Raw genomic sequence first — 26,480 nt, forward strand, 5'->3', positions numbered from 1 at the left:
CTCCGCGCGCTACGTGCGCGTCACGCCCATGAAGGCCCGCCGGGTGGTGGACCTTGTCCGTGGCATGGACGCCACGGAGGCTCAGGCGGTCCTGCGTTTCGCCCCGCAGGCCGCGAGCGTGCCGGTCGGCAAGGTGCTCGACAGCGCCATCGCCAACGCCGCGCACAACTACGACCACACGGACGCCGACACGCTCTTCATCTCGGAGGCGTACGTCGACGAGGGCCCGACCCTGAAGCGGTTCCGGCCGCGCGCGCAGGGCCGCGCGTACCGAGTCCGGAAGCGGACGAGCCACATCACCGTGGTCGTGAGCAGCAAGGAAGGAACCCGGTAATGGGCCAGAAGGTAAACCCGCACGGGTTCCGGCTCGGCATCACCACGGACTTCAAGTCCCGGTGGTACGCCGACAAGCTGTACAAGGACTACGTCAAGGAAGACGTCGCGATCCGCCGCATGCTCACGCAGGGCATGGAGCGGGCCGGTATCTCCAAGGTGGAGATCGAGCGCACCCGTGACCGGGTTCGCGTCGACGTCCACACCGCCCGCCCCGGCATCGTCATCGGCCGCCGCGGCGCCGAGGCCGACCGCCTGCGCGGGAACCTGGAGAAGCTCACCGGCAAGCAGATCCAGTTCAACATCCTCGAGGTCAAGAACCCTGAGACCGACGCCCAGCTGGTGGCCCAGGCCGTCGCCGAGCAGCTCTCGTCGCGTGTGTCGTTCCGTCGCGCGATGCGCAAGAGCATGCAGACGACGATGAAGGCCGGAGCCAAGGGCATCAAGATCCAGTGCGGTGGACGCCTGGGCGGGGCCGAGATGTCCCGTTCGGAGTTCTACCGCGAGGGCCGGGTGCCGCTGCACACGCTGCGCGCCAACGTGGACTACGGCTTCTTCGAGGCCCGTACCACCTTCGGCCGGATCGGTGTGAAGGTCTGGATCTACAAGGGCGACGTCAAGAACATCGCCGAGGTGCGCGCCGAGAACGCCGCGGCCCGCGCGGGCAACCGCCCGTCGCGCGGCGGTGGCAACGACCGTCCCCGTCGGGGCGGCGAGCGCGGTGGCCGCGGCCGCAAGCCGCAGAACCGCGAGGCGCAGGGCGCCGGCGCCACCGAGGCCCCGAAGGCCGAGGCCGCCAGCGCTCCCGCGGCTGAGGGCTCGTCCTCGACTAGCGGCGGAACGGAGGGCTGACCGTCATGCTGATCCCGCGCAGGGTCAAGCACCGCAAGCAGCACCACCCCAAGCGCAAGGGGATGGCCAAGGGCGGTACCGAGGTCGCGTTCGGCGAGTACGGCATCCAGGCCGTCACCGGCGCGTACGTCACCAACCGGCAGATCGAGGCCGCACGTATCTCGATGACCCGGCACATCAAGCGTGGCGGCAAGGTGTGGATCAACATCTTCCCCGACCGCCCGCTGACGAAGAAGCCCGCCGAGACCCGCATGGGTTCGGGCAAGGGCTCGCCGGAGTGGTGGATCGCGAACGTCAAGCCTGGTCGCGTGATGTTCGAACTGTCCTACCCGAACGAGAAGATTGCTCGTGAGGCGCTCACCCGCGCTGCTCACAAGCTTCCGATGAAGTGCCGCATCGTGCGGCGCGAGGCAGGTGACGCGTGATGGCGGCCGGAACCAAGGCGTCCGAGCTGCGCGAGCTGGGCAACGAGGAGCTTGTCACCAAGCTCCGCGAGGCCAAGGACGAGCTGTTCAAGCTCCGCTTCCAGGCGGCGACCGGGCAGCTCGAGAACCACGGTCGGCTGAAGGCCGTCCGCAAGGAGATCGCCCGGATCTACACCCTGATGCGTGAGCGCGAGCTGGGCATCGAGACGGTGGAGAGCGCCTGATGAGCGAGACGAATGTGACTGAGAAGAACAGCGGCACCGCCGCCGGCCGGGGTTTTCGCAAGACGGCCCAGGGCCTGGTCGTCAGCGACAAGATGGACAAGACCGTCGTCGTCGCTGTCGAGGACCGTGTGAAGCACTCGCTGTACGGCAAGGTCATCCGCCGTACGCAGAAGTACAAGGCGCACGACGAGCAGAACACCGCTGGTGTCGGGGACCGCGTTCTCCTCATGGAGACCAGGCCGCTCTCCGCGACCAAGCGCTGGCGCGTCGTCGAGATCCTCGAGAAGGCCAAGTAGCCAACCAGGGGCCTCCGCCAGGAGGTTCCGTTCATACAGCCTGGGGCTGACCCCAGGGCAGGTTCCGCCAGGCTCGGTGGGGTGCTCACCTCGGTGGCGCACCCCTCCGGGAACCGGCAGACGATCAGGAGATAGACGTGATCCAGCAGGAGTCTCGGCTGCGCGTCGCCGACAACACGGGTGCCAAGGAGATCCTCACCATCCGTGTTCTCGGTGGCTCGGGCCGGCGCTACGCGGGCATCGGTGACGTCGTCGTCGCTACCATCAAGGACGCGATCCCGGGTGGGAACGTGAAGAAGGGCGACATCGTCAAGGCGGTCATCGTGCGCACCGTGAAGGAGCGCCGCCGCCCCGACGGCTCGTACATCCGCTTCGACGAGAACGCGGCCGTCATCCTCAAGAACGACGGCGACCCGCGTGGCACCCGCATCTTCGGCCCCGTCGGCCGAGAGCTGCGCGAGAAGAAGTTCATGAAGATCATCTCGCTCGCCCCTGAGGTGCTGTGACCATGAAGATCAAGAAGGGCGACCTGGTTCAGGTCATCACCGGCAAGGACAAGGGCAAGCAGGGCAAGGTCATCGTGGCCTACCCGCGCGAGGACCGCGTCATCGTCGAGGGTGTCAACCGGGTCAAGAAGCACACCAAGGCCGGGCAGACGGCTCGCGGTTCGAAGACCGGGGGCATCGTCACGACCGAGGCTCCGATCCACGTGAGCAACGTTCAGCTCGTGGTGGAGAAGGACGGCAATAAGGTCGTCACTCGCATCGGATACCGCTTCGACGAGGACGGCAACAAGATCCGCGTTGCCAAGCGGACCGGTGAGGACATCTGATGACTGCCACCACTGAAGCGCCGCGCCTGAAGCAGCGCTACCGCGAAGAGATCCAGGGCAAGCTGCAGGACGAGTTCAAGTACGAGAACGTCATGCAGATCCCGGGGCTGACCAAGATCGTGGTCAACATGGGTGTCGGCGACGCCGCCCGTGACTCGAAGCTGATGGACGGCGCGGTCCGCGACCTCGCCACCATCACGGGCCAGAAGCCGGCGATCACCAAGGCCCGCAAGTCCATTGCGCAGTTCAAGCTGCGCGAGGGGCAGCCGATCGGCGCGCACGTCACGCTGCGCGGCGACCGCATGTGGGAGTTCCTTGACCGCCTGCTGTCGCTGGCGCTGCCGCGCATCCGCGACTTCCGCGGTCTTTCGCCGAAGCAGTTCGACGGTCGGGGCAACTACACCTTCGGTCTCACCGAGCAGGTCATGTTCCACGAGATCGACCCCGACAAGATCGACCGGGTCCGGGGCATGGACATCACCGTGGTCACCACGGCGACCGCCGACGACGAGGGCCGCTCCCTCCTGCGTCACCTCGGCTTCCCTTTCAAGGAGAACTGACATGGCGAAGAAGGCCCTGATCGCCAAGGCCAACCGCAAGCCGAAGTTCGCGGTCCGCGGCTACACGCGCTGCCAGCGCTGCGGCCGTCCGCAATCGGTGTACCGCAAGTTCGGCCTCTGCCGCGTGTGCCTCCGTCAGATGGCGCACCGCGGCGAGCTGCCGGGCGTGACCAAGAGCTCCTGGTAACCGCAGGCTCCCGGTAGCTCACCGGGCGCCGGGCCCGGACTCCGCAGGTGGGGCGATCGCCTAACCTGGTGGGGGCCGGCCCGACGCCCACGACCGGAGCGGGCACCGCCCGCCAATGGATTCGACTACGCCGCAGGTCCCCGCGCCACACCTGTCCCGACAAGCTCGGGGAGAAGGACGGTGCAGACAGGAAACCCCGGCGAGAGAGGCCGAAGGCCATCACATGACCATGACCGACCCAATCGCAGACATGTTGACGCGTCTGCGGAACGCGAACTCGGCTTACCACGACTCGGTGTCGATGCCGCACAGCAAGATCAAGTCGCACATCGCGGAGATCCTCCAGCAGGAGGGCTACATCACCGGCTGGAAGACCGAGGACGCCAAGGTCGGCAAGAGCCTCGTCGTCGAGCTGAAGTTCGGCCCGAACCGCGAGCGCTCGATCGCCGGCATCAAGCGGATCTCCAAGCCGGGTCTGCGGGTCTACGCAAAGTCCACCAACCTGCCGAAGGTTCTCGGCGGCCTGGGCGTGGCGATCATCTCCACGTCCCACGGTCTGCTGACCGACCGGCAGGCCAGCAAGAAGGGTGTGGGCGGGGAAGTCCTCGCCTACGTCTGGTAGTCGGGAACGGAGGAGAAAAGCAATGTCGCGTATCGGCAAGCTCCCCATCCAGGTTCCCGCCGGTGTGGACGTCACCATCGAAGGCCAGAGCGTCGCGGTGAAGGGCCCCAAGGGCTCCCTCGCGCAGACCGTCTCTGAGCCCATCGAGGTCGCCAGGGGCGAGGAGGGCGAGATCCTCGTCACCCGTCCCAACGACGAGACTCGGAACAAGGCCCTGCACGGTCTGTCCCGGACGCTGGTGGCGAACATGATCACTGGCGTGACCACGGGATTCACCAAGGACCTTGAGATCAGCGGTGTCGGTTACCGCGTCCAGGCGAAGGGCTCCGACCTGGAGTTCTCGCTTGGCTACAGCCACCCGATCGTGGTGGAGGCGCCCGAGGGCATCTCCTTCAAGGTCGAGTCGCCGACCAAGCTGACGGTCGAGGGGATCGACAAGCAGAAGGTCGGCGAGGTCGCCGCCAACATCCGCAAGCTGCGGAGGCCCGACCCGTACAAGGCCAAGGGCGTGAAGTACGCCGGCGAGACCATCCGCCGCAAGGTCGGAAAGGCTGGTAAGTAAGCCATGACATACGGCGTGAAGATCGCTAAGGGCGACGCTTACAAGCGGGCTGCCGCCAAGCGCCGGCACCTGCGCATCCGGAAGAAGGTCTCGGGCACTCCCGAGCGCCCCAGGCTCGTGGTCACTCGCTCCAACCGGAACATGACCGCTCAGGTCATCGACGACACCATCGGCCACACCGTCGCCTCGGCCTCGTCCCTCGACCCGTCCATCCGCGGCGGCGAGGGCGACAAGAGCGAGGCGGCCAGGCAGGTCGGCGCGCTCGTCGCCGAGCGCGCGAAGGCCGCCGGCATCGAGGCCGTCGTCTTCGACCGTGGTGGAAACAAGTACGCGGGGCGGATCGCCGCCCTGGCTGACGCCGCTCGCGAGGCCGGTCTCAACTTCTGAGCCGGCCGAAGAGCTATGGGCCCCGTGGGCGCTTCGGCGCCCGCGGGCGTAGATGAGAGAGGTAAATCCAATGGCTGGACCCCAGCGCCGCGGTGGCGGCGCCGGTGGCGGCGAGCGGCGGGACCGGAAGGGCCGGGACGGCGGCGCTGCTGCCGAGAAGACCGCGTACGTTGAGCGCGTTGTCGCGATCAACCGTGTCGCCAAGGTTGTCAAGGGTGGTCGTCGCTTCAGCTTCACCGCGCTCGTCGTGGTGGGCGACGGCGACGGCACCGTGGGTGTCGGGTACGGCAAGGCCAAGGAGGTGCCGGCCGCCATCGCCAAGGGCGTCGAGGAGGCCAAGAAGCACTTCTTCAAGGTCCCGCGTATCCAGGGCACCATCCCGCACCCGATCCAGGGTGAGGAGGCCGCGGGCGTCGTGCTGCTGAAGCCGGCTTCCCCCGGTACCGGTGTGATCGCCGGCGGCCCGGTGCGCGCCGTGCTGGAGTGCGCGGGCATCCACGACGTGCTGAGCAAGTCGCTCGGCTCGTCGAACCCGATCAACATCGTCCACGGCACGGTGGCCGCCCTGCGCGGCCTCCAGCGCCCGGAGGAGATCGCGGCCCGCCGCGGTCTGCCGCTCGAGGACGTGGCGCCCGCGGCCCTGCTGCGCGCCCGTGCCGGGGTGAGCGCGTAATGGCTCGCCTGAAGATCACGCAGAACAAGTCCGTCATCGGGACGAAGCAGAACCACCGAGACACGCTGCGGACTCTCGGTCTCAAGCGCGTCAACGACGTGGCCGTCAAGGAGGACCGTCCCGAGGTGCGCGGAATGGTGCATTCCGTACAGCACCTCATCACGGTCGAGGAGGTCGACTGAGATGGCTGACTCTTCCGAGAGCAAGCCGCTGAAGGTCCACAACCTCCGGCCGGCGCCCGGCGCGAAGACCGCCAAGACCCGTGTGGGTCGCGGTGAGGCTTCCAAGGGCAAGACGGCCGGACGTGGCACCAAGGGCACCAAGGCCCGCTACCAGGTCCCCGCCGGCTTCGAGGGCGGGCAACTGCCGCTCCAGATGCGGCTGCCCAAGCGTCGGGGCTTCAACAACCCGGGTCACAAGCACTTCCAGGTCGTCAACCTGGAGAAGCTGGCCGCCCTCTACCCGCAGGGCGGCGAGGTGACCAAGGACGACCTGGTCGCCAAGGGCGCGGTACGCAAGAACGAGCTCGTGAAGGTGCTCGGCTCCGGCGACATTCCCGTCGCAGTGCAGGTGACCGTCGACAAGGTCTCCAGCTCGGCGAAGGAGAAGATCACCGCCGCGGGCGGAACCGTCACCGAACTCTCCTGAGTTCGTTGGGCGGTTGACTCAACTTCGCCGGGGGCGCCCCAACGGGGCGTCCCCGGCGGTTGTTTCTCAGCCGGTCGTTTCTAGGGCGGTGCAGTCGCCGGTAAGGTGTCGTGCGCTGTTGCTTGTGACCGTGGGGTCGTCTCGCGGTCGCGTAGTCGAATATCCGTCGATCCTCAAGACCGTCACCTCTCGCGTGGTTGATCGCGGGGGGCGCAGGAGGCACCGTGCTCACCGCGTTCGCCCGAGCGTTTCAGACGCCCGACCTGCGTAAGAAGCTGCTCTTCACGCTCGGCATCATGGTGCTCTTCCGGGTGGGAGCCCACATCCCCGTGCCGGGCGTGAGTTACCAGAACGTCCAGCAGTGCATGGACGAAGCGCAGAACCAGTCCGGGCTCTTCGGGCTCGTCAACATGTTCAGCGGCGGTGCGCTGCTCCAGATCACCATCTTCGCGCTCGGCATCATGCCGTACATCACGGCCAGCATCATCCTCCAGCTCCTCGTCGTGGTCATCCCGCGGCTCGAGGCGCTGAAGAAGGAGGGGCAGGCAGGACAGGCGAAGATCACCCAGTACACCCGTTATCTGACGGTCGCGCTCGCGGTCCTGCAGGCGACGGGCCTCGTCGCCACCGCGCGCAGCGGCAGCCTCTTCCAGAACTGCTCGGTCGCCAACGAAATCGTGCCGAACAGCTCGATCTTCACCACGATCACGATGGTGCTCACGATGACGGCCGGCACGGCGCTGATCATGTGGCTCGGTGAGCTCATCACCGACCGCGGCATCGGCAACGGCATGTCCATCCTGATGTTCGTCTCCATCTCGGCCGGGTTCCCCGGTGCGCTCTGGTCGATCAAGAAGCAGGGCAAGCTCGCCGACGGTTGGATCGAGTTCGGTGCGGTGATCCTCTGCGGTCTCGCGATGGTCGCGCTCGTCGTCTTCGTCGAGCAGGCGCAGCGGCGCATCCCCGTCCAGTACGCGAAGCGCATGATCGGGCGCAGGAGTTACGGCGGCACCTCGACCTACATTCCGCTGAAGGTCAACCAAGCCGGTGTGATCCCGGTCATCTTCGCCTCCTCCCTCCTCTACATTCCGGCGCTGATCGTTCAGTTCAGCGGTTCGCAAGCAGGATGGGCGGAATGGATTCAGGCGCACTTCGTCAAGGGTGACCACCCGCTCTACATCGTGACGTACTTCGTACTCATCGTCTTCTTCGCCTTCTTCTACGTCGCCATCTCCTTCAACCCCGAGGAAGTTGCCGACAACATGAAGAAGTATGGTGGCTTCATCCCGGGCATCCGGGCCGGTCGTCCCACCGCGGAGTACCTGAGCTACGTACTGAACCGCATCACGTGGCCGGGCTCTCTGTACCTGGGGCTGATCGCCCTGGTGCCGACCGTCGCGCTGATCTTGTTCAACGCTCAGCAGGACTTCCCCTTCGGCGGGACGAGCATCCTGATCATCGTGGGCGTCGGACTCGAAACTGTGAAGCAGATCGAGAGCCAGCTCCAGCAGCGCCATTACGAAGGGTTCCTCCGCTGATGCGAATCGTCCTCGTCGGACCGCCTGGCGCGGGTAAGGGCACGCAGGCCACTGTCCTCGCCGAGAAACTCTCCATTCCGCACATCTCCACCGGAGATCTCTTCCGCGCCAACATCAGCCAGGGCACCGAGCTCGGGCAGAAGGCACAGGAGTACATGCGGGCAGGGCAGTTGGTACCCGACGAGGTCACCATCGGCATGGCGAAGGACCGCATGTCCGAGCCCGACGCGGCGAACGGATTCCTGCTCGACGGATTCCCGCGGAACATCGCGCAGGCCGAGTCGCTCGACGGCATCCTCAAAGAGGACGGCGAGGAGCTCGACGCCGTCCTCGATCTGGAGGTCCCCGAGGAGGAGATCGTCAAGAGGATCGCCGGCCGCCGCATCTGCCGCAGCGACAGCAGCCACGTCTTCCACGTGGAGTACAGCGCCCCGAAGCAGGAGGGCGTCTGCGACATCTGCGGCGGCGAGCTCTACCAGCGGGACGACGACCGCGAGGAGACGGTGCGAAAGCGCCTCGCCGTCTACCACGAGGAGACCGAGCCGATCATCGAGCACTACCGCGAGCAGGGGCTGGTGACGACCATCTCCGCGCTCGGCTCCGTCACCGAGGTGACGGGCCGCGCGATGGCGGCCCTCGGCAGGGGCTGAGCCAGCGGCGCAGCGGCTCACGCGGCCCGTGCCCCCGCCGCGGGGGCACGGGCCGCGAGACGTCCTGCGGGGTCTCCTTCCACGGCCGCGGGTGGCAGACTTGTCGGGCGGTACCGCGGCGCCCTCGCCGGCACCGCGCTCCGCGGTGCCGGGTGCGGCCCGTCAGCGACCGCGAGCAATCGACAGCAACCCTCGGTGCAGGAAGGCGACGTTCGCCATGGTGGAGATCAAGACCCCGGAGCAGATCGCGAAGATGCGCGAGGCGGGGCTGGTGGTCGCCGCGATCCACCGCGCCTGCGCCGAGGCCGCCGTCCCCGGGGCGACCACCAAGGACCTCGACGAGGTCGCGGCGAAGGTCCTCGCCGACCACGGCGCCAAGCCCAACTTCCTCGGCTACGGCGGGTTTCCCGGCAACATCTGCACCTCGGTCAACGACATCGTCGTGCACGGCATCCCGGACCGCGGGACGGTGCTGAAGGCCGGCGACCTGCTCTCGATCGACGCCGGCGCGATCGTCGACGGCTGGCACGGCGACGCGGCGCTCACCGTCTTCGTGGGGGAGGGGCACTCGGCTGAGCTCCGCGAACTGAGCCGGGTGACCGAGGAGTCGATGTGGGCGGGGATCGCGGCCGTCCGCAAGGGGAACCGGCTCGTCGACGTCTCGAAGGCGATCGAGGGGTACATCCGCAGGCAGCCCCTCCCGGCGTCCGGCAAGTACGGGATCGTCGAGGACTACGGGGGCCACGGCATCGGCTCGCAGATGCACATGGACCCGCACCTGCTCAACTACGTCGACCGCCGCCGCGGCCGCGGCCCGAAGCTGGTGCCCGGCATGTGCCTGGCGATCGAGCCGATGGTGAGCCTCGGCACCCCGAAGACGCACGTCCTCTCCGACGACTGGACGGTGAAGACCAACGACGGTACGTGGTCGAGCCACTGGGAGCACTCGGTGGCGCTCACCGAGGAGGGGCCCATCGTGCTGACGGCGCCGGACGGCGGGAAGGCGAAGCTCGCGGAGCACGGCGTCGAGACGGCACCCGATCCGATCGCCTGAACCCCGCGGGGCGCTCCGATTCCGGGCTACCTGACATAAGGAGCCGGTTCGTTGGGGAGAATCCGGGATTCGTCTTTCCGGGGTCACTGCCGTAGGATGGCTCGTCGGCCCAGGTCTAGCGGTATGCCCTGCGCTGTTCACCGACTCCCCGGTTCCGGTTTCTCCGGCCCGGGGCCCGTGTGCCCAGCGACGGACTGCCGAGCGTCCCGAGTCGATCAGAAGGTAGGTAGCCGATCCCGGAAGGTGAAGCGCTCAAGCATGGCCAAAAAACAAGGGGCCATCGAGATCGAGGGCACCGTCGTCGAGTCTCTCCCGAACGCGATGTTCAAGGTGGAGCTCCAGAACGGACACCAGGTCCTCGCGCACATCAGCGGCAAGATGCGGATGCACTACATCCGTATCCTCCCCGACGACAGGGTCGTGGTGGAACTCTCCCCCTACGACCTGACGCGCGGACGGATCGTCTACCGCTACAAGTAGAGCGACAGATCGAGCCGCGATCCCACGTCCCGTGGGGTGGCGGACTGACCCGGAGAACCTCACACCCATGAAGGTCAAGCCGAGCGTCAAGAAGATCTGCGACAAGTGCAAGGTGATCCGCCGCCACGGCCGGGTCATGGTCATCTGCGACAACCTGCGCCACAAGCAGCGCCAGGGCTGACCGCAGCCGACCCCTTCGCACCCTCGCGGTTCTTCGCGCGACGCGAATCACAAGTACATACGCAGCGCCCGACCCCCCTGCCCAGCAGGGGACGACACCCCCGGCAGGAGGCCGGGGACCTCGTGTGCCTCGGGTCCGTACCGCTCCGGCGGCCGGGCACGTCAAACCGGGGGACGGCGCTGCGGCAGACCTCCTACGAACACAACAGGAGCCACATCCCATGGCACGCCTCGCAGGCGTCGACCTCCCGCGTGAGAAGCGCATCGAGGTCGCCCTCACCTACGTCTTCGGCATCGGGCGCACCCTCGCCCGGCAGACCGTGACCGAGACCGGGGTCAGCCCCGACGTCCGCGTCCGGGACCTCGCCGAGGAGGACCTGGTCAAGCTGCGCGAGTACGTGGACAACAACCTCCAGGTGGAGGGTGACCTCCGCCGCGAGATCCAGGCCGACATCCGCCGCAAGGTCGAGATCGGCTGCTACGAGGGCCTGCGCCACAGGCGCGGGCTCCCGGTCCACGGTCAGCGCACGAAGACCAACGCCCGCACCCGCAAGGGGCCGCGTCGCGCGATCGCCGGCAAGAAGAAGCCGGGCAAGAAGTAGTCCGCACCGGACGCTGCCGCGGCCGTCGAGGCGCACGGGTCTGAACCACCGCCCGGCCGCCGCGGACGTACACGCGGTCCGCGTTGCAGGACCGACCACCTCCACGGGAGTTTTCAGCTATGCCTCCGAAGGGCCGTGCGGCCGCCGCCAAGAAGGTGCGCCGCAAGGAAAAGAAGAACGTTGCCCACGGGCACGCTCACATCAAGAGCACGTTCAACAACACCATCGTTTCGATCACTGACCCGACCGGCAACGTGATCTCCTGGGCCTCGGCCGGCCACGTCGGCTTCAAGGGCTCGCGGAAGTCGACGCCGTTCGCTGCGCAGATGGCCGCGGAGAACGCCGCTCGTCGCGCGCAGGAGCACGGCATGCGCAAGGTCGACGTCTTCGTCAAGGGCCCCGGCTCCGGCCGTGAGACCGCGATCCGCTCGCTCCAGGCCACCGGCCTCGAGGTGGGTTCGATCCAGGACGTCACCCCGACCCCGCACAACGGCTGCCGCCCGCCCAAGCGCCGCCGGGTCTGATTCCGCGGACTCCAGAAGAAAATAGGAGATCAACAAGACAATGGCGCGTTACACCGGGGCCGACTGCAAGCGTTGCCGTCGGGAGAAGCAGAAGCTCTTCCTCAAGGGGAGCAAGTGCGAGAGCGCGAAGTGCCCGATCGAGATCCGTCCTTACCCCCCGGGTGAGCACGGGCGCGGGCGCACCAAGGACTCCGAGTACCTGCTGCAGAAGCGCGAGAAGCAGAAGGCCGCGCGCATCTACGGCGTTCTGGAGAAGCAGTTCCGCGGGTACTTCACCGAGGCCAACCGCCAGCAGGGCAAGACAGGCGAGAACCTGCTGCGCATCCTGGAGACCCGTCTGGACAACGTGGTCTACCGGGCGGGCTTCGCGAAGTCCCGTGACCACGCTCGCCAGTTGGTGAAGCACGGTCACATCCAGCTCAACGGCCGCAAGACCGACATCCCGTCGGCGCGGGTCAGCGTCAACGACATCGTCGAGGTCCGCCAGGGCGCCAGGAACCTGGTTCCCTTCCAGGTGGCTCAGGCGGAGGCCGGCGAGCGGACGGTGCCGGCATGGCTCGAGGCGGTCCCGTCGCAGCTGCGCATCCTCGTCCACTCGCTGCCCGAGCGCCAGGTGATCGACACCCAGGTGCAGGAGCAGCTCATCGTCGAGCTCTACTCCAAGTAGCAGCTCGCACCGGTACGGGCCCGCGGTGGCCGGACTTCGCGGTCCGGTTCCGCCGCGGCGCCCGTACCCTTGCAAGAACACCGTGCCGTGTCGGATGCGGCCCGGTGATCGGCATCAAATAGCGGTTGCCGAAGACTGGAGGACACACCCCATGCTGATCGCTCAGCGCCCCTCTCTCACCGAAGAGGTCGTCGACGAGTTCCGCTCGCGGTTCGTGATCGAGCCGCTGGAGCCGGGGTTCGGCTACACCCTCGGTAACTCCCTGCGTCGTACGCTCCTTTCCTCGATCCCCGGTGCCGCCGTGACGAGCATCCGGATCGACGGCGTCCTGCACGAGTTCTCGACCGTGCCGGGCGTCAAGGAGGACGTCACCGACCTGATCCTCAACATCAAGAGCCTCGTCGTCTCCTCGGAGCACGACGAGCCGGTCGTGATGTACCTGCGCAAGCAGGGCCCCGGCCACGTGACGGCCGCGGACATCGCGCCGCCGGCCGGCGTCGAGGTGCACAACCCGGACCTCGTCCTCGCCACCCTCAACGGCAAGGGCAAGCTGGAGATGGAGCTCACGGTCGAGCGCGGCCGCGGCTACGTCTCCGCCGTGCAGAACAAGCAGGTGGGCCAGGAGATCGGGCGCGTCCCGGTCGACTCGATCTACTCGCCGGTGCTGAAGGTGACCTACAAGGTCGAGGCCACCCGTGTCGAGCAGCGGACCGACTTCGACAAGCTGATCGTCGACGTCGAGACGAAGCAGGCGATGCGTCCGCGCGACGCGATGGCCTCGGCGGGCAAGACCCTCGTCGAGCTCTTCGGCCTGGCGCGCGAGCTCAACGTCGACGCCGAGGGCATCGACATGGGCCCGTCGCCGACGGACGCCGCGCTCGCCGCCGATCTGGCGCTGCCAATCGAGGAGTTGGAGCTCACCGTCCGCTCCTACAACTGCCTCAAGCGCGAGGGCATCCACTCCGTGGGCGAGCTCGTCGCGCGCTCCGAGGCGGACCTGCTGGACATCCGCAACTTCGGTGCGAAGTCGATCGACGAGGTCAAGGCGAAGCTCGCCGGCATGGGCCTCGCGCTGAAGGACTCCCCGCCCGGATTCGACCCGACCGCCGCCGCCGACGCCTTCGGCGCCGACGACGACGCGGACGCGGGCTTCGTGGAGACCGAGCAGTACTGAGCCGTTCTCGGCCCGCGCACCCGGCGTCCGCCCGGTGCGCGGGCCGAGCGCCGTAGGCGCCGGTGGCGCGTACGGATACCGGCGGGGCGCCCGCCTCGTCGGCCTGACACCGGTACCTGACACGGCCGGTGCAGAGTTCAAGGAGAGAGAAGATGCCGAAGCCCACCAAGGGTCCCCGTCTCGGTGGCAGTGCCGCGCACCAGAAGGCCATGCTGGCGAACCTCGCCACGGACCTCTTCGAGTACGGCCGTATCACCACCACGGAGTCGCGGGCCCGGAAGCTGCGGCCGGTCGCCGAGCGGCTGATCACCAAGGCGAAGAAGGGCGACCTGCACAACCGTCGCCAGGTCATGCGCACCATCACCGACAAGGGCGTGGTGCACACCCTCTTCACCGAGATCGGCCCGCGGTACGAGAACCGCCCCGGCGGTTATACCCGCATCACCAAGATCGGCCCGCGTCGCGGCGACAACGCGCCGATGGCCGTGATCGAGCTCGTCGAGGCGCTCACCGTGCAGCAGGCCGCTGTCGGCGAGGCCGAGGCGGCGACGAAGCGCACGGCCAAGGACGCCGAGGCGAAGTCCGAGGGGGACGCCGAGGCGAAGTCCGAGGACACCGAGGCCGAGGAGTCCAAGGACGCCTGAGCCTCCGGCACTTCCGGCTGACGGGTCCGCTCCTTCGGGGGCGGGCCCGTTCGCCGTCCGCGGGGGTTCTTCGGTCGGTGGGAGGAGCGACGGGTGAGTGAGCTGAGCGGTACGGCCGGGGCGGTCCCGGCAGTGGGGGAGCGGGTCCGGGTGCGGCTCGATCTCGCCTACGACGGGCGGGAGTTCGCGGGCTGGGCGAAGCAGCGGGGCCAGCGGACGGTGCAGGGGGAGATCGAGGAGGCGCTCCGGGTGGTGACGCGCAGCGCCGCGGCGCCCGAGCTGACCGTTGCGGGCCGTACGGACTCCGGCGTGCACGCGCGGGGGCAGGTGGCGCACGTGGACCTGCCGGCCGCGCTTTGGGAGGAGCAGGGCGCGCAGTTGCTGCGGCGTCTCGCGGGACGGCTCCCGATGGACGTCCGCGTCTGGCGGGTGGCCGAGGCGGCCCCGCACTTCGACGCGCGGTTCTCCGCGATCTGGCGGCGGTACGCGTACCGCGTCGCCGATCATCCGGGAGGCGTCGATCCCCTGCAGCGGGGCCATGTCCTCTGGCACAACAGGCCGTTGGACGCCGACGCGATGAACGAGGCGGCGGCCGGGCTGCTGGGCGAGCACGATTTCGCCGCGTACTGCAAGAAGCGCGAGGGTGCCACGACCATCCGCACCCTCCAGCAGCTCCACTGGGTGCGGCGGGAGGACGGCGTCCTGGAGGGGACCGTCCGCGCCGACGCGTTCTGCCACAACATGGTGCGCGCGCTGGTGGGCGCGTTGCTCTTCGTCGGCGACGGACACCGCGGTCCGCACTGGCCCGCGAAGGTGCTCGCCGCCGGGGTGCGGGACTCGGCCGTGCACGTGGTGCGCCCGCACGGGCTGACGTTGGAGGAGGTCGGCTACCCGGCCGACGGCCGCCTCGCCGAGCGGAACCGCGAGGCGCGCAACCGGCGGACGTTGCCCGGGGGTTCGGGGTGCTGCGGGTGAACTCGTCGGGGTGCGGGGCGGGTTGACAGCCGTCGCCGGCATGGGACGTGTGCCACGGCGGCGCGGCAATCCACCAGGCGTACCGGGACGGCGGGGAAGGCGGGGTACCGCTTGCTCGGACGTTTCCGAGGTCGTGGAGGCCCGTCAGTCGGCATAAGCCGACAGACGTTCGGCGTGAACCCACGGGGACCGGCGGCGTGCGTCAGGCCGGCGCGCCCACGGGACGATCCGGGCTAAGACGGGCGGCCCCCGAACTGCCAGTTGTGCACCTCGATGTCGGTGTACTCGTCCGGGGTCAGGATGGCGCGCGCCGTGATCGGGGTCGGCGCCTGGAGCAGTGCCGCCGTGCCCACCCAGCGGGCACCGTTGTCGGAGAGCAACGGTCCGTAGGCGATCAGTTCGTCGCGGTCGGGCGGCACCGCGAGGTCCGCGGCTCGCCCTGCGCCGAGGCCGATCACCAGGTACAGGTTGCCGCCTCTCCGGTCGGCGGGGAAGTCCCGCATGGTGCGCCCCAGCGTGTTGCGCCACCGTCGTAACAGCACGTCCCGGTAGACGCCGGCCTGGTAGTTCGGCTCGTCGAAGGCGAATGCGCGGGCAGCGGCGGGGTCGGGCAGGTCGACGATGTGCACGCTTCCGGTGGGTGTGCCGTCGTCGGCGAGGGTCGGGCCGCGGGCGATCATCTCCTTCGCGTACTGGTCCATGTAGGTCCAGTGCTCTTCCCGCAGCGTGTAGCGGAGTGGCAGGGAGGCGGACCGGTCGCGGTGGTGGCAGAGGAACTCCATGCTCAAAGGTCCCTCCAAAAGGTGGCCAAGTCGAGCGGGTTTCACTGCAAGGGCTGCTCGACGGCCTGCTTCGCAGGGCCGTGGTGCGCGTCTCGGTCCTCTCGTCGAGCCCCACCGCGGAGCAACGCGGCTGAGCCGAGGGCGAGGGCGCGAGCGGGGCCGCAGGGGCGCCGCTCGCGCCCTCGCTCACTCGGTGGCGCGGTCCGCCGGTACCGTCGCCTGGTGCTCGCCCGGCTCCGTGCCGGGCGCTGCGTCGGGCGCCGACTCGGCCTCGGGCGCGGGGACTTCGTGCCCGGCGGCCTCGGCCGCCTGTGTGCGCTCCGCGTTCTCCAGGAAGCGGTGTCCGGTCGCGAGGATGGCGATGCCGAGCACCAGGGCGCCGGAGCCGACGTAGAACGGCACGTGCACGTTGCTCGCCTCGACGAGCTTGCCCGCGGCGAAGGGCGCGAGCCCACCGCCGATGAACCGTACGAACCCGTACGCGGCCGAGGCGACGGGACGCTCGACGGGCGCGACCGTCATCACGGCCTGCGTCGTCACGGTGTTGTTGATGCCGATGAAGACGCCGGCGACGATCACGGCGCAGATGAGCACCGGCTTCGTCGTCGTCCAGACGGCGATGACGAGCACGACGACGGCGAAGAGCGCCAGGTTGGCGTAGAGGGTCCGCGCGAGGCCGAGCCGGCTCTGCAGCCACGGGGCGCCGACCACGGAGAAGAGCGCCACCAGCAGCCCCCAGCCGGTGAAGACGAAGCCCAACTGGATGGCGCCGAGTTCCATCGGGAAGGGCGCGTAGCCGAGGACGGTGAAGAACGCCCAGTTGTAGCAGAGCGCGGTGAGCGACATGGTGAGCAGCCCGCGGTGGCGCAGAGCGCGCAGCGGGTCGGTGAGCCGCCCCTTGCGCTCCGGCTTCGGGAGCGGTTCGACGAGCACCCACGTGGCGATCATCGCGATCGCCATCAGCGCGGCGACGCCGAAGAAGGGCCCGCGCCAGCTGATGTGCCCGAGCAGTCCGCCGACGAGCGGTCCCATCGCGATGCCGAGGCCGAGCGCCGTCTCGTAGAGGATGATCGCGCCGGCGAACCCGCCGCTGGCGGAGGCGACGATGACGGCGAGCGAGGTCGCGATGAAGAGCGCGTTGCCGACGCCCCAGCCTGCGCGGAAGCCGACGATCCCGTCGATCGAGCCGCTCGCCCCGGCGAGCGCGCTGAAGACGACGATGATCGCGAGGCCGACGAGGAGCGTCCGCTTGGCGCCTATCCGGCTGGAGACCCAGCCGGTTATCAGCATCGCGACGGCGGTGACGACGAGGTAGCTGGTGAAGAGCAGGGTGACCTGGCTCGGCGAGGCGTCGAGGTCCTCGGAGATCGCCGGGAGGATCGGGTCGACCAGGCCGATCCCCATGAACGAGACGACGCAGGCGAAGGCGACGGCGAAGACCGCCTTCGGCTGCTTGAGCGGGTTCGCTGCTGGGCCCGCGGTGCGGCCGGCCATCGGCGTGCTCCCCTTTCGACGAAGGTGCGACGGGTGGTACCGCGCGAGCGCCTGCACGTGGGACCGCGCGCGGCACGGCTCCCCGAGGCCGGCGGCTCCGGGGAGCGGGTGTCGGTCAGAGGCGACGTACGCGAGGCGGGCCCGTGTGGCGTGCACCACGCGGTGTGCGGGTCCGCTCGGGCGAATGTTTCATAGTGCATCTATATCACGGAAGGAGGTCAGGGGCTCGACGCTGAGACGGGCGTACGGAGGCGTGCGGCCGCCCCGGCCGCCGCTCCGTTGGGAGGCCGCGCGGCCGGCGCGTTCGGTGTGCGCCCCGGGTGCGGAGGCGGTCGGGGCTGGGCGGTCGGTGCGTGGGCCGACCGGAGTTGGACGAGCTCATCGCTGCGGAGGTCGTGGGCCCCTGTGCGGATCGGGCCCCGGCGGCGGGGCAGGTGGCCGATGAGCGCTGCAACTGCTCCGTTTGCCAGAGGCGTTGAGGGCCGGCCGCCCCGCGTGGCCGGTCGTCCGGACCGCCGCCGTGCACGGTGGCCGTGTGTCCGCGTCCGGCGTCAAGCCGCCCGGCCGCGACGGACGTTGGGCCCCTCGGCCCATCACTCCCCGGGCGCCGCCGCTGCCTTCGAGGACTGCACCTTGCCGCGCTGGAGTACGCGTGCGTACGCGTAGTCCGAGCCGTCGAGGCTCACGCGTGCGGCTGTCTTGTCCTCGCTCGTCGAGGGCTTGCCGTCGGTGCGGCCCGCGATCGTGAAGAAGGCGTACCTGCCGAGGGAGTTGGCGGTGGTGCGGCACGTCACCGTGCGGCAGAAGTCGGGGACGCCGCTGCCGGGCAGCGCGTTGAGGTTGGGCTCGTACTCCTTCTTCACGGCCGCCGCCGTACGGCTCTTGTCGAAGACCGCTATCCCGACGGTGACGGCGAGGCCCTGCCGGGTGAACGTCGCGCGGTAGAGCTCCTTGCAACCGTGCCTGTCGAGGACCTTGCCGAGGTCGGAGTGGGTCGCCTTCGCGCACTCTGTGGTCGCCTGGGTCTCGGCGCGCTGGTAGCCGCGGCCGTTGATGGTGACCTTCTTCGTGGGGAAGAGGGTCTCCGTGCCGAGCGGCGCCTTGTCGTGTTCGGCGTCCTTGATGAAGTCGAGCGGCGGAGGCGGCGGCGGGGGCTCGTCCTTGAACGTCGGCTCCGGCTGGGTGTCGGGGTCCGTCGGCAGCTCCTCGGGCGAGGGGAGCGAGCTCGACGGCGCGTCCGAAGCGCTTCCGCCGGAGCCCTCGTTGACGACGGCGACGGCAACGATCCCCGCGACGGCGGCCGTTGCGAGCACCCCGCCGCCCACCACCATCCACCGCCGGCGCCGGGCCTTGGCCCGCTCGGCCTCCTCGGCAAGCGCCGTCCAGTCCGGCGTGGACGAACCCCCTGGACCCCACTCGGGTCCCCCCTGCCCAAAGCTCATGCCGCGCATCCTATAGACGCCCGCGCGCCGTGGTGCAGCCCGCACGCGCCTCCGCAGCCCGGCGGAGGCGGACGGAAGGGGAATAATCCGTTCGCCCCGGGCGGCCCCGCCGGGCGAGAATCGCCCCATGGGTCACGTCGAAGTCGCGCACCTGCACTACCTCCTGCCCGACGGCCGCCCGCTCCTGGACGACGTCTCCTTCCGCGTCGGCGAGGGCGCGACGGTCGGCCTCGTCGGCGCCAACGGTGCGGGCAAGACGACGCTGCTGCGCCTGGTCGCCGGCGAACTCGCCCCCGATGCCGGCTCGGTCACCAGCAGCGGGGGGCTCGGCGTGATGCCGCAGTTCGTCGGCTCGGTGCGGGACGACTCGACCGTCGCCGACCTCCTCGTCTCCGTCGCACCGCCCCGCATCCGCCGCGCCGCCGCCGACGTGGAGGCGGCCGAGGAGGCGCTCATGGAGCGGGACGACGAGCGCGCCCAACTCCGGTACGCGCAGGCCCTGGCCGACTGGGCCGAGGCCCGCGGCTACGAGGCCGAGACCGTCTGGGACATGTGCACGGTCGCCGCCCTCGGCGTCCCTTACGCGCGAGCGCGCTGGCGCGCGGTGCGGACGCTCTCCGGCGGCGAGCAGAAGCGCCTCGTACTGGAGGCGCTGCTCCGCGGCCAGGAGCAGGTCCTCCTCCTCGACGAGCCGGACAACTACCTGGACGTACCGGGGAAGCGGTGGCTGGAGGGGCAGCTCCGCGAGACGGGCAAGACCGTCCTCTTCATCTCGCACGACCGCGAACTCCTCGCCAACGCGGCGGAGAAGCTCGTCAGCTTCGAGCCCGGCGCCGCCGGCAGCGACGTCTGGGTGCACGGCGGCGGGTTCGCGACGTACCACGCGGCCAGGCGGGAGCGGTTCGCCAGGTTCGAGGAGCTGCGCCGCCGCTGGGACGAGGAGCACGACAAGCTGAAGCGTCTCGTCACGATGTACAAGCAGAAGGCCGCCTTCAACTCGGACATGGCCTCCCGTCTCCAGGCGGCCCGCACCCGGCTCCAGAAGTTCGAGGAGGCCGGTCCCCCGATGCAGCCGCCGCGCGAGCAGGACATCCGGATGCGGCTGCGCGGCGGGCGCACGGGCGTCCGCGCCGTCACCTGCGAGCGGCTCGAACTCACGGGGCTCATGCGGCCGTTCGACCTGGAGGTCTTCTACGGCGAGCGGGTCGCCGTGCTCGGCTCCAACGGCTCGGGCAAGTCGCACTTCCTCCGGCTCCTGGCGAGCGGCGCACCGGGCGAGACGGGGCCGTCGACGGAGGCGGAGGGCGGCCCCGTGGCGCACACCGGAAGCTGGAAGCTGGGCGCCCGCGTCGTCCCGGGGCACTTCGCGCAGACGCACCTGCGTCCCGAGCTGCAGGACCGCACCCTGCTGGAGATCCTCTGGAAGGACCACGCGCAGGACCGCGGCGCCGCGATGCCCGCGCTCAACCGCTACGAGCTGACCCGGCAGGCCGAGCAGCCCTTCGGCCGCCTCTCCGGCGGGCAGCAGGCGCGCTTCCAGATCCTCCTCCTCGAACTCGCCGGCACCACCGCGCTCCTCCTCGACGAGCCGACCGACAACCTCGACCTGGAGTCGGCGGAGGCACTCCAGGAAGGGCTGGAGTCCTACCAGGGCACCGTCCTCGCCGTGACGCACGACCGCTGGTTCGCGCGGAGCTTCGACCGCTTCCTCGTCTTCGGCGCCGACGGCCGGGTGCGCGAGGTGCCCGAGCCCGTCTGGGACGAGGAGCGGGTGGCCAGGGCCCGGTGAGGGGCGGTGGAGCGGTTTTGACCCGTGCGGGTGCAGGTCGGTAGGCTGTCGGATCGTTGTGTGTATTGGCTTGCCTGTTCTCACGTGGGAGGCCGCACACCGGCCAGCCGGCCGATGACCAGCGAGCGCGCGCGGATGCGTCACCGCCTGCGCTCAGGCTGTCGTGATCAGCCAGGTGGCCTTGTCAGGACCGTCACCTCAGGCCCTCCGGGTCCGAGGCGACTCCACCCACTGAAGAAGCGAAGGCTACGACCGTGCGTACGTACAGCCCCAAGCCCGGCGACGTCCAGCGCCAGTGGCACGTCATCGACGCCCGTGACGTCGTCCTGGGCCGTCTGGCCTCCCAGGCCGCCATTCTTCTCCGGGGCAAGCACAAGCCGGTGTACGCGCCTCACGTCGACACGGGTGACTACGTCATCATCGTCAACGCCGACAAGGTGCACCTGTCCGGCAACAAGCGGACCCAGAAGATGGCTTACCGCCACTCGGGATACCCGGGTGGTCTGCGTTCCGTCCGCTATGACGAGCTGCTGGAGAAGAACCCGGCCCGTGCCGTGGAGAAGGCCGTCAAGGGCATGATCCCGAAGAACACCCTGGGCCGTCAGATGCTCTCGAAGCTGAAGGTCTACGCGGGCCCCGAGCACCCGCACGCTGCTCAGCAGCCGGTTCCTTTCGAGTTCAGCCAGGTCGCGCAGTAAGTCCGGCCACCACCGTCTGAAGAAGAGAAGCTGAGGAGAATCGTGGCCGAGACCACCCCCGAGACCCCCGTCGAGGGCGTCGAGGAGTACACCAGCGAGACCCCGCAGGCCCCGGAGGAGTTCACCTCCGAGTCCCTCGCAAGCCGTTTCGGCGAGCCGCAGCCGGCCGCCGGCACCGGCCGCCGCAAGAACGCCGTGGCGCGGGTCCGGATCATCCCGGGCAGCGGCAAGTGGAAGATCAACGGCCGCACCCTGGAGGGGTACTTCCCCAACAAGGTGCACCAGCAGGAAGTCAACGAGCCCTTCAAGGTCCTGGAGCTCGACGAGCGCTACGACGTCGTCGCCCGCATCGCGGGCGGCGGCATCTCGGGCCAGGCGGGCGCCCTGCGCCTCGGCGTCGCCCGTGCGCTCAACGAGGCGGACGTCGACAACAACCGCGGCCCGCTGAAGAAGGCCGGCTTCCTCACCCGTGACGCCCGTGCGGTGGAGCGGAAGAAGGCCGGTCTCAAGAAGGCACGCAAGGGCACCCAGTACAGCAAGCGCTGACCCGGGCACGCCCTGTTCGAACGCCCCGACGGCATCCCGGCCGCGGGGCGTTCGTCGCTCCCGGCCCGTCCCCGCGCGCGGGTCCACCCGTGGCGCTGCGGGCAGGGGACGGGCGTGCGCGCGTACGCTGACGCGCCGGGCGGGGGCCCGCGCCGCGGCCGGACGCGCGCGGCGCGTATACCTGGGAGGCGCCGGGCGCGAGACGGGCTCCGGCCCTGGTGAACTCGGAGGAACCACAAGTGGGACGACTCTTCGGTACGGACGGTGTACGCGGCGTCGCCAACGAAGGACTCACGGCGGAGCTGGCGATGGGTCTCTCCGTCGCCGCCGCCCATGTACTCGCCGAGAGCGGCATCGTCGCCGACCCGGAAGAGGCGCGCGAGGGCCGTGCCGCGAAGCCCGTCGCGGTGGTCGGCCGCGATCCGCGTGCCTCGGGGGAGTTCCTGGAGGCGGCCGTCGTCGCGGGCCTCGCCAGCGCGGGGATCGACGTGCTGCGCGTCGGCGTGCTGCCGACGCCCGCCGTCGCCTACCTGACGGGGTCGCTCGGCGCCGACCTCGGCGTGATGCTCTCCGCGAGCCACAACCCGATGCCCGACAACGGCGTCAAGTTCTTCGCACGCGGCGGGCACAAGCTCGCGGACGAGCTGGAGGACCGCATCGAGGCGCGGTACCGCGAGCACGCGTCGGGCGAGCCGTGGTCGAGGCCGACCGGCGACGGTGTCGGCCGCGTCCGCGACTACGACGAGGGGTTCGACAACTACGTGGCCCACCTCGTCGGCGTCCTGCCCAACCGCCTCGACGGGCTCAGGGTCGTCATCGACGCCGCGCACGGTGCCGCGTCCCGGGTCTCGCCCGAGGCGTTCGCGCGCGCCGGCGCCGACGTCGTCACCATCGCGGCGGAGCCCGACGGCCTCAACATCAACGACGGCTGCGGCTCGACCCACATCGAAGGGCTGCGCGCCGCCGTCCTCGAGCACGGCGCCGACCTCGGCGTCGCCCACGACGGGGACGCCGACCGCTGCCTCGCCGTCGACGCGGCGGGCGAGGAGATCGACGGGGACCAGATCCTCGCCGTCCTCGCCGTCGCGATGAAGGAGGCGGGCACGCTGCGGCACGACACCGTCGTCGCGACGGTCATGTCCAACCTCGGGTTCACGCTGGCGATGGAGCGCGAGGGAATCCGGCTGCTGCGTACGGCGGTCGGCGACCGGTACGTGCTGGAGGAGATGAAGCGCGGCGGCTACTCGCTCGGCGGCGAGCAGTCGGGGCACGTCATCGCGCTCGACCACGCGACGACCGGCGACGGCACGCTCACCGGGCTCATGCTCGCCGCCCGTGCGGCCGCGACGGGTCGGCCGCTCGCCGAACTCGCCTCCGTCATGGAGCGGTTGCCGCAGGTCCTCGTCAACGTCCCCGACGTCGACAAGTCCCGCGTGGAGACGGCCCCCGAGCTCGTCACCGCCGTCGGCGAGGCGGAGGGGGCGCTCGGCGCGACGGGCCGGGTGCTGCTGCGGCCCTCGGGCACGGAGCCGCTGGTCCGCGTGATGGTGGAGGCCGCGGACGCGGGGCAGGCGCAGACGGTCGCGGGGCGGCTCGCGGACGTCGTCAAGAGCGTACTGGGCTGAACGCGCGGCACAGCGCGCGGAGTCGGGCGGCCCGCCGGAGCGCGGCGGGCCGCCCGAGCTGCGTCCGGCCCCAGCAGTTCCCGACGAGGAAGGCGCTGCGCACGGAGCCGACCGGGGGCAGTGCCCCTCCTTGCCGACGTTCGGGTCACCTTCGGTACGGGAGCCGCCGGCCCCTCCGCGGGGCTGCCTCGACGGCGGTCGCCGCCGCGCGCACGGGACGTCGCAACACCCCGCTGTTGCCGCGTACTTGGCGCCCGTGCCTGCTGCCCTCTCCGGACGGCGCTCGACCCCGGAGCCGCATGCGCCCCCCGAGAACCGCATACGACCCCGAGGTCCGTGCACGTCCACCAGCCTGCGACGATCACCGGGCAGGCGGTATGGGCAAGAGTGCGTATCGACAGGGGGAACAGTGCCGTGGTCACCGCGTCGGCCGTAGCGGCACCCGAGTGGGAGCGGATGCTCGATCTCGCCGTCGCGGTGCTCCACGAGAGGGATCCCGACCGGCTCTGGCCCCTCCTCGCCGCCCAGCTCCCGCGCGTCTGCGGGGGCGACGTCCTCATCCGCAAGGCGGGCGAGTGGAGCGCCGAAGCCGGCGCCCTTCTCGTCGCGACGGCCGAAGGACCGGGCGCCGGGATCGACGAGGAGACCGGCGCCGCGATCCGCCGCTGCTACCCGCTCGCCGACCACTATGTCGCGACGCGCGACCGCATGCCGGCGACCGCCCGCGGTATCGCGCCGGCGGGATGGCGGCGGAGCGAGACGGCCCGGCTCGTCCGCCGGGCGTTCGGCGCCGGGGACGTCATGGGCCTCCCGCTGCCCGTCCCGACCGGCCCCGTCACCGGCTTCCTCCTCTTCCGCGCCGGCGGCTTCGACGACGCGCACCTGGAGTGCGCGCGCCGGCTCCAACCGCTCGTCGCCGGCGTCGCGGGGCAGCGGGAGGTGCTCGACGGCTGGCGTGCGTCGGCGTCGCGCGCCGGCGCGGAACCGGCGGAACGCGCCGCGGCGCACGGGCTGACGCCGCGGGAGACCGCCGTACTCGCGCTGCTCGCCGAGGCGTTGACGGCCGCAGCGATCGGGCGCAGGTTGGGGATCTCCCGGCGGACGGTCCACAAGCACGTGGAGAACCTCTACCGCAAGCTCGGCACCAGGGACCGCATGGAGACCGTCCTCCGAGCGCAGGCCCACGGCCTGCTCGGGCCACCGGGCTGAGCGCGCGTCACATCTTCCGGAGGGAGAGCCGGCGCACCTTGTGGTCGTGCCCCTTGTGGAGCTGGAGGGTGGCGCGGCCCCGGGTGGGCGCGATGTTCTCCTCCAGGTTCGGCCTGTTCACGGTCTGCCAGATCCCGCGCGCGTACTCCAGGGCCTCCTCCTCGGAGACGGACGTGTAGGTGTGGAAGTAGGAGCGCGGGTTCCGGAACGCCGTCTCCCGCAGCCGGCGGAAGCGGTCGAGGTACCAGCCCTCGATGTCCTCGGTGCGGGCGTCGACGTAGACGGAGAAGTCGAAGTAGTCGGAGACGGCGAGACGGGTGCGGCCGTCCCGGCCCGGCAGCGCGGGCTGGAGGACGTTGAGGCCCTCGACGACGAGTATGTCGGGCTGGTGGACCGTGTGGACCTCGCCGGGGACGATGTCGTAGACGAGGTGCGAGTAGACGGGGCAACCCACCTCCGGTTTCCCGGCCTTGACATCGGCGACGAACCGCGTCAGCGCCCGCCTGTCGTACGACTCGGGGAACCCCTTGCGTGCCATCAGCCCCCGCTCCCGCAGCTCGGACCCGGGCAGCAGGAACCCGTCCGTGGTGACGAGCTCCACCCGCGGGTGCTCGGGCCACCGCGCGAGCAGCGCCTGGAGCAGCCGCGCGACCGTCGACTTGCCTACCGCGACGCTGCCCGCGACGCCGATCACGTACGGGGTGCGGCTCGTCGGCTCGTGGCCCGTGCCGGAGAGGAAGGTGCGCGCCGCGGAGCGCAGCTCGTGGGAGGCGCCCACGTAGAGGTTGAGGAGGCGGGAGAGCGGCAGGTAGACGTCCCTGACCTCGTCGAGGTCGACGACGTCGCCGAGGCCGCGGAGCTGCTCCACCTCCGCCGCCGTCAGCGGCAGCGGGGTGCGCTCGCGGAGGGCGCTCCACTCGTTCCTCGGGAAGTCGATGTACGGCTTGGTCGACACGCTGCCATTCTGCGCGGCCCCTCCGGGACGCTCATCCCCGGGGGCGCTGCGACGGGCGGTAGCGTACGGGGGTCAGCGGGAGCGGAGTGCGAGGGCGGGGGCTCATGATCGTCGGAGTGGGGATCGACGTGGCGGGGATCGAGCGCTTCGGGGCCGCGCTCGCGCGGACGCCGAGCCTCGCCCCACGGCTCTTCACCGAGAGCGAGCTGCGCCTCCCCGACGGGGCGCGCCGCGGACCCGCGTCGCTCGCCGCACGGTTCGCGGCGAAGGAGGCGCTCGCCAAGTCGCTCGGTGCCCCCCGCGGCCTGCGCTGGCAGGACGCCGAGGTGCGGGTCGCCGAGTCGGGGCGCCCTTACCTGGTGGTGACGGGCACGGTGCTGGCGCGCGCGGAGGAGCTCGGCGTGCGCCACTGGCACCTGTCGCTCAGCCACGACGCCGGTGTCGCCTCCGCCGTGGTGCTCGCGGAGGGGTGACCGCCTGCGCTCCGGCCCCACGCCGGTGAGACTGGGGGCATGAGGACTGCGCACACGGTGGAGACGGTACGGGCGGCCGAAGAGGCCCTGAAGGCGCGGCTGCCCGAGGGGGCGCTGATGGAGCGAGCCGCCGCCGGGCTCGCGGCGGCGTGCGCAGGGCTGCTCGGGCGGACGTCGGGGGCGCGCGTCGTCCTCCTCGTCGGCAGCGGCGACAACGGCGGCGACGCGCTCTGCGCCGGAGCGCGTCTCGCCCGCCGGGGCGCCGGCGTGACGGCGGTGCTCCTCGCACCCGAGCGCGTGCACGAGGGCGGACTCCGCGCGCTCCACGCCGCCGGCGGGCGCGCCGTGCCGGCGCCGGGCGCCGCCGTCGAGGGCGAG

The 26,480-nt window shown here is 70.2% G+C and carries 37 protein-coding genes; 33 read left to right on the top strand and 4 right to left on the bottom strand.

The annotated features are described in order from the left end of the window. The 26 genes from rplV to truA all read left to right on the top strand — a co-directional run. Positions 1–334, top strand: a 334-nt coding sequence (gene rplV / locus UWG_RS0123715) for a 50S ribosomal protein L22 (protein ID WP_016909689.1), incomplete at its 5' end; no start/stop codon positions are given. Beyond that, positions 334–1,185, top strand: a complete 852-nt coding sequence (gene rpsC, locus UWG_RS0123720) for a 30S ribosomal protein S3 (RefSeq protein WP_016909690.1) — start codon at positions 334–336, stop codon at positions 1,183–1,185. The genes rplV and rpsC, both read left to right, overlap by 1 nt. A 5-nt stretch (positions 1,186–1,190) precedes the next feature. Further along, positions 1,191–1,610 carry a 50S ribosomal protein L16 gene (gene rplP / locus UWG_RS0123725; protein WP_016909691.1) on the top strand — a complete coding sequence of 140 codons (420 nt, stop codon included), beginning with the start codon at positions 1,191–1,193 and terminating at the stop codon, positions 1,608–1,610. Further along, positions 1,610–1,834, top strand: coding sequence for a 50S ribosomal protein L29 (gene rpmC / locus UWG_RS0123730; RefSeq protein WP_016909692.1), 225 nt, complete (start codon positions 1,610–1,612; stop codon positions 1,832–1,834). The genes rplP and rpmC overlap by 1 nt, the downstream gene beginning before the upstream one ends. After that, a complete protein-coding gene (rpsQ, locus tag UWG_RS0123735; protein WP_016909693.1) occupies positions 1,834–2,130 on the top strand; it encodes a 30S ribosomal protein S17 in 297 nt (98 codons plus the stop codon). Before rpmC ends, rpsQ begins: the two co-directional genes overlap by 1 nt. Before the next feature lie 137 nt (positions 2,131–2,267). Further along, on the top strand, positions 2,268–2,636 hold the full coding sequence (rplN, locus tag UWG_RS0123740; protein ID WP_016909694.1) for a 50S ribosomal protein L14: 369 nt from the start codon (positions 2,268–2,270) through the stop codon (positions 2,634–2,636). Between the two features lie 2 nt (positions 2,637–2,638). After that, on the top strand, positions 2,639–2,962 hold the full coding sequence (rplX, locus tag UWG_RS0123745) for a 50S ribosomal protein L24 (RefSeq protein WP_016909695.1): 324 nt from the start codon (positions 2,639–2,641) through the stop codon (positions 2,960–2,962). After that, positions 2,962–3,522, top strand: a complete 561-nt coding sequence (gene rplE / locus UWG_RS0123750) for a 50S ribosomal protein L5 (RefSeq protein ID WP_016909696.1) — start codon at positions 2,962–2,964, stop codon at positions 3,520–3,522. The genes rplX and rplE overlap by 1 nt, the downstream gene beginning before the upstream one ends. 1 nt (position 3,523) lies before the next feature. Next, positions 3,524–3,709 carry a type Z 30S ribosomal protein S14 gene (locus UWG_RS0123755; protein ID WP_016909697.1) on the top strand — a complete coding sequence of 62 codons (186 nt, stop codon included), beginning with the start codon at positions 3,524–3,526 and terminating at the stop codon, positions 3,707–3,709. 223 nt (positions 3,710–3,932) lie between these two features. Further along, positions 3,933–4,331, top strand: a complete 399-nt coding sequence (rpsH, locus tag UWG_RS0123760) for a 30S ribosomal protein S8 (RefSeq protein ID WP_016909698.1) — start codon at positions 3,933–3,935, stop codon at positions 4,329–4,331. Between the two features lie 22 nt (positions 4,332–4,353). Then, positions 4,354–4,893 (top strand): 50S ribosomal protein L6, encoded by a 540-nt coding sequence (gene rplF, locus UWG_RS0123765; RefSeq protein WP_016909699.1) that lies wholly within the window; start codon positions 4,354–4,356, stop codon positions 4,891–4,893. Positions 4,894–4,896: 3 nt separating this feature from the next. After that, positions 4,897–5,280, top strand: a complete 384-nt coding sequence (gene rplR, locus UWG_RS0123770; RefSeq protein ID WP_016909700.1) for a 50S ribosomal protein L18 — start codon at positions 4,897–4,899, stop codon at positions 5,278–5,280. A 70-nt stretch (positions 5,281–5,350) separates the two neighbouring features. Further along, the gene (gene rpsE, locus UWG_RS0123775; protein WP_016909701.1) at positions 5,351–5,953 is read left to right on the top strand and encodes a 30S ribosomal protein S5; all 603 of its coding nucleotides are present in this window, start codon (positions 5,351–5,353) and stop codon (positions 5,951–5,953) included. Next, a complete protein-coding gene (gene rpmD, locus UWG_RS0123780; protein ID WP_016909702.1) occupies positions 5,953–6,135 on the top strand; it encodes a 50S ribosomal protein L30 in 183 nt (60 codons plus the stop codon). Before rpsE ends, rpmD begins: the two co-directional genes overlap by 1 nt. 1 nt (position 6,136) lies before the next feature. Next, positions 6,137–6,601, top strand: a complete 465-nt coding sequence (gene rplO, locus UWG_RS0123785) for a 50S ribosomal protein L15 (protein ID WP_016909703.1) — start codon at positions 6,137–6,139, stop codon at positions 6,599–6,601. 224 nt (positions 6,602–6,825) lie between these two features. Beyond that, positions 6,826–8,139, top strand: coding sequence for a preprotein translocase subunit SecY (secY, locus tag UWG_RS0123790; RefSeq protein ID WP_016909704.1), 1,314 nt, complete (start codon positions 6,826–6,828; stop codon positions 8,137–8,139). Continuing rightward, complete coding sequence (locus UWG_RS0123795) at positions 8,139–8,789, top strand: adenylate kinase (RefSeq protein WP_016909705.1); 651 nt, start codon at positions 8,139–8,141, stop codon at positions 8,787–8,789. The genes secY and UWG_RS0123795 overlap by 1 nt, the downstream gene beginning before the upstream one ends. Positions 8,790–9,006: 217 nt before the next feature. Continuing rightward, positions 9,007–9,843 carry a type I methionyl aminopeptidase gene (gene map, locus UWG_RS0123800; RefSeq protein ID WP_016909706.1) on the top strand — a complete coding sequence of 279 codons (837 nt, stop codon included), beginning with the start codon at positions 9,007–9,009 and terminating at the stop codon, positions 9,841–9,843. A gap of 258 nt (positions 9,844–10,101) precedes the next feature. Further along, entirely contained in the window at positions 10,102–10,323 is a 222-nt protein-coding gene (gene infA, locus UWG_RS0123805) for a translation initiation factor IF-1 (protein WP_003948620.1), read from the top strand. Between the two features lie 67 nt (positions 10,324–10,390). Continuing rightward, positions 10,391–10,504, top strand: coding sequence for a 50S ribosomal protein L36 (rpmJ, locus tag UWG_RS0123810; protein ID WP_003956441.1), 114 nt, complete (start codon positions 10,391–10,393; stop codon positions 10,502–10,504). A gap of 220 nt (positions 10,505–10,724) precedes the next feature. After that, the gene (rpsM, locus tag UWG_RS0123815) at positions 10,725–11,105 is read left to right on the top strand and encodes a 30S ribosomal protein S13 (RefSeq protein ID WP_016909707.1); all 381 of its coding nucleotides are present in this window, start codon (positions 10,725–10,727) and stop codon (positions 11,103–11,105) included. 119 nt (positions 11,106–11,224) lie between these two features. Further along, positions 11,225–11,629, top strand: coding sequence for a 30S ribosomal protein S11 (gene rpsK / locus UWG_RS0123820; protein WP_016909708.1), 405 nt, complete (start codon positions 11,225–11,227; stop codon positions 11,627–11,629). A 40-nt stretch (positions 11,630–11,669) separates the two neighbouring features. Beyond that, complete coding sequence (gene rpsD / locus UWG_RS0123825) at positions 11,670–12,296, top strand: 30S ribosomal protein S4 (RefSeq protein WP_016909709.1); 627 nt, start codon at positions 11,670–11,672, stop codon at positions 12,294–12,296. 151 nt (positions 12,297–12,447) lie between these two features. Further along, complete coding sequence (locus tag UWG_RS0123830; protein WP_016909710.1) at positions 12,448–13,470, top strand: DNA-directed RNA polymerase subunit alpha; 1,023 nt, start codon at positions 12,448–12,450, stop codon at positions 13,468–13,470. A gap of 152 nt (positions 13,471–13,622) precedes the next feature. Next, the gene (rplQ, locus tag UWG_RS0123835) at positions 13,623–14,114 is read left to right on the top strand and encodes a 50S ribosomal protein L17 (protein ID WP_016909711.1); all 492 of its coding nucleotides are present in this window, start codon (positions 13,623–13,625) and stop codon (positions 14,112–14,114) included. Positions 14,115–14,207: 93 nt separating this feature from the next. Further along, a complete protein-coding gene (gene truA / locus UWG_RS0123840; RefSeq protein ID WP_016909712.1) occupies positions 14,208–15,089 on the top strand; it encodes a tRNA pseudouridine(38-40) synthase TruA in 882 nt (293 codons plus the stop codon). Positions 15,090–15,322: 233 nt separating this feature from the next. Here truA and UWG_RS0123845 read toward each other — a convergent pair whose 3' ends face one another. The 3 genes from UWG_RS0123845 to UWG_RS0123855 form a co-directional block, all read right to left on the bottom strand. Continuing rightward, positions 15,323–15,871, bottom strand: a complete 549-nt coding sequence (locus UWG_RS0123845) for a YciI family protein (RefSeq protein ID WP_016909713.1) — start codon at positions 15,869–15,871, stop codon at positions 15,323–15,325. Positions 15,872–16,057: 186 nt separating this feature from the next. After that, on the bottom strand, positions 16,058–17,365 hold the full coding sequence (locus UWG_RS0123850) for an MFS transporter (protein WP_016909714.1): 1,308 nt from the start codon (positions 17,363–17,365) through the stop codon (positions 16,058–16,060). 593 nt (positions 17,366–17,958) lie between these two features. Next, positions 17,959–18,696 carry a hypothetical protein gene (locus UWG_RS0123855; protein ID WP_016909715.1) on the bottom strand — a complete coding sequence of 246 codons (738 nt, stop codon included), beginning with the start codon at positions 18,694–18,696 and terminating at the stop codon, positions 17,959–17,961. A 238-nt stretch (positions 18,697–18,934) separates the two neighbouring features. Here UWG_RS0123855 and UWG_RS0123860 point away from each other — a divergent pair, with 238 nt between their 5' ends. From UWG_RS0123860 to UWG_RS0123880, 5 genes are all read left to right on the top strand, one after another. Continuing rightward, the gene (locus UWG_RS0123860) at positions 18,935–20,596 is read left to right on the top strand and encodes an ABC-F family ATP-binding cassette domain-containing protein (RefSeq protein ID WP_016909716.1); all 1,662 of its coding nucleotides are present in this window, start codon (positions 18,935–18,937) and stop codon (positions 20,594–20,596) included. 254 nt (positions 20,597–20,850) lie between these two features. Then, a complete protein-coding gene (gene rplM / locus UWG_RS0123865) occupies positions 20,851–21,294 on the top strand; it encodes a 50S ribosomal protein L13 (protein WP_016909717.1) in 444 nt (147 codons plus the stop codon). A 42-nt stretch (positions 21,295–21,336) separates the two neighbouring features. Beyond that, on the top strand, positions 21,337–21,840 hold the full coding sequence (gene rpsI / locus UWG_RS0123870; RefSeq protein ID WP_016909718.1) for a 30S ribosomal protein S9: 504 nt from the start codon (positions 21,337–21,339) through the stop codon (positions 21,838–21,840). A 239-nt stretch (positions 21,841–22,079) separates the two neighbouring features. Further along, the gene (gene glmM / locus UWG_RS0123875) at positions 22,080–23,465 is read left to right on the top strand and encodes a phosphoglucosamine mutase (RefSeq protein ID WP_016909719.1); all 1,386 of its coding nucleotides are present in this window, start codon (positions 22,080–22,082) and stop codon (positions 23,463–23,465) included. Between the two features lie 414 nt (positions 23,466–23,879). Beyond that, complete coding sequence (locus tag UWG_RS0123880; protein WP_016909720.1) at positions 23,880–24,674, top strand: helix-turn-helix transcriptional regulator; 795 nt, start codon at positions 23,880–23,882, stop codon at positions 24,672–24,674. Positions 24,675–24,681: 7 nt separating this feature from the next. On the opposite strand, the gene coaA is transcribed toward UWG_RS0123880, so the two are convergent. Then, on the bottom strand, positions 24,682–25,629 hold the full coding sequence (gene coaA / locus UWG_RS0123885; RefSeq protein WP_016909721.1) for a type I pantothenate kinase: 948 nt from the start codon (positions 25,627–25,629) through the stop codon (positions 24,682–24,684). Between the two features lie 104 nt (positions 25,630–25,733). Here coaA and UWG_RS0123890 point away from each other — a divergent pair, with 104 nt between their 5' ends. Both UWG_RS0123890 and UWG_RS0123895 read left to right on the top strand, forming a co-directional pair. Continuing rightward, a complete protein-coding gene (locus UWG_RS0123890) occupies positions 25,734–26,102 on the top strand; it encodes a holo-ACP synthase (RefSeq protein WP_016909722.1) in 369 nt (122 codons plus the stop codon). A gap of 39 nt (positions 26,103–26,141) precedes the next feature. Beyond that, on the top strand, positions 26,142–26,480 hold a 339-nt coding region (locus tag UWG_RS0123895; RefSeq protein ID WP_237720267.1), incomplete at its 3' end, for an NAD(P)H-hydrate epimerase.

The organism is Streptomyces xiaopingdaonensis (genome assembly GCF_000262345.1).
Lineage (GTDB): Bacteria > Actinomycetota > Actinomycetes > Streptomycetales > Streptomycetaceae > Streptomyces > Streptomyces xiaopingdaonensis.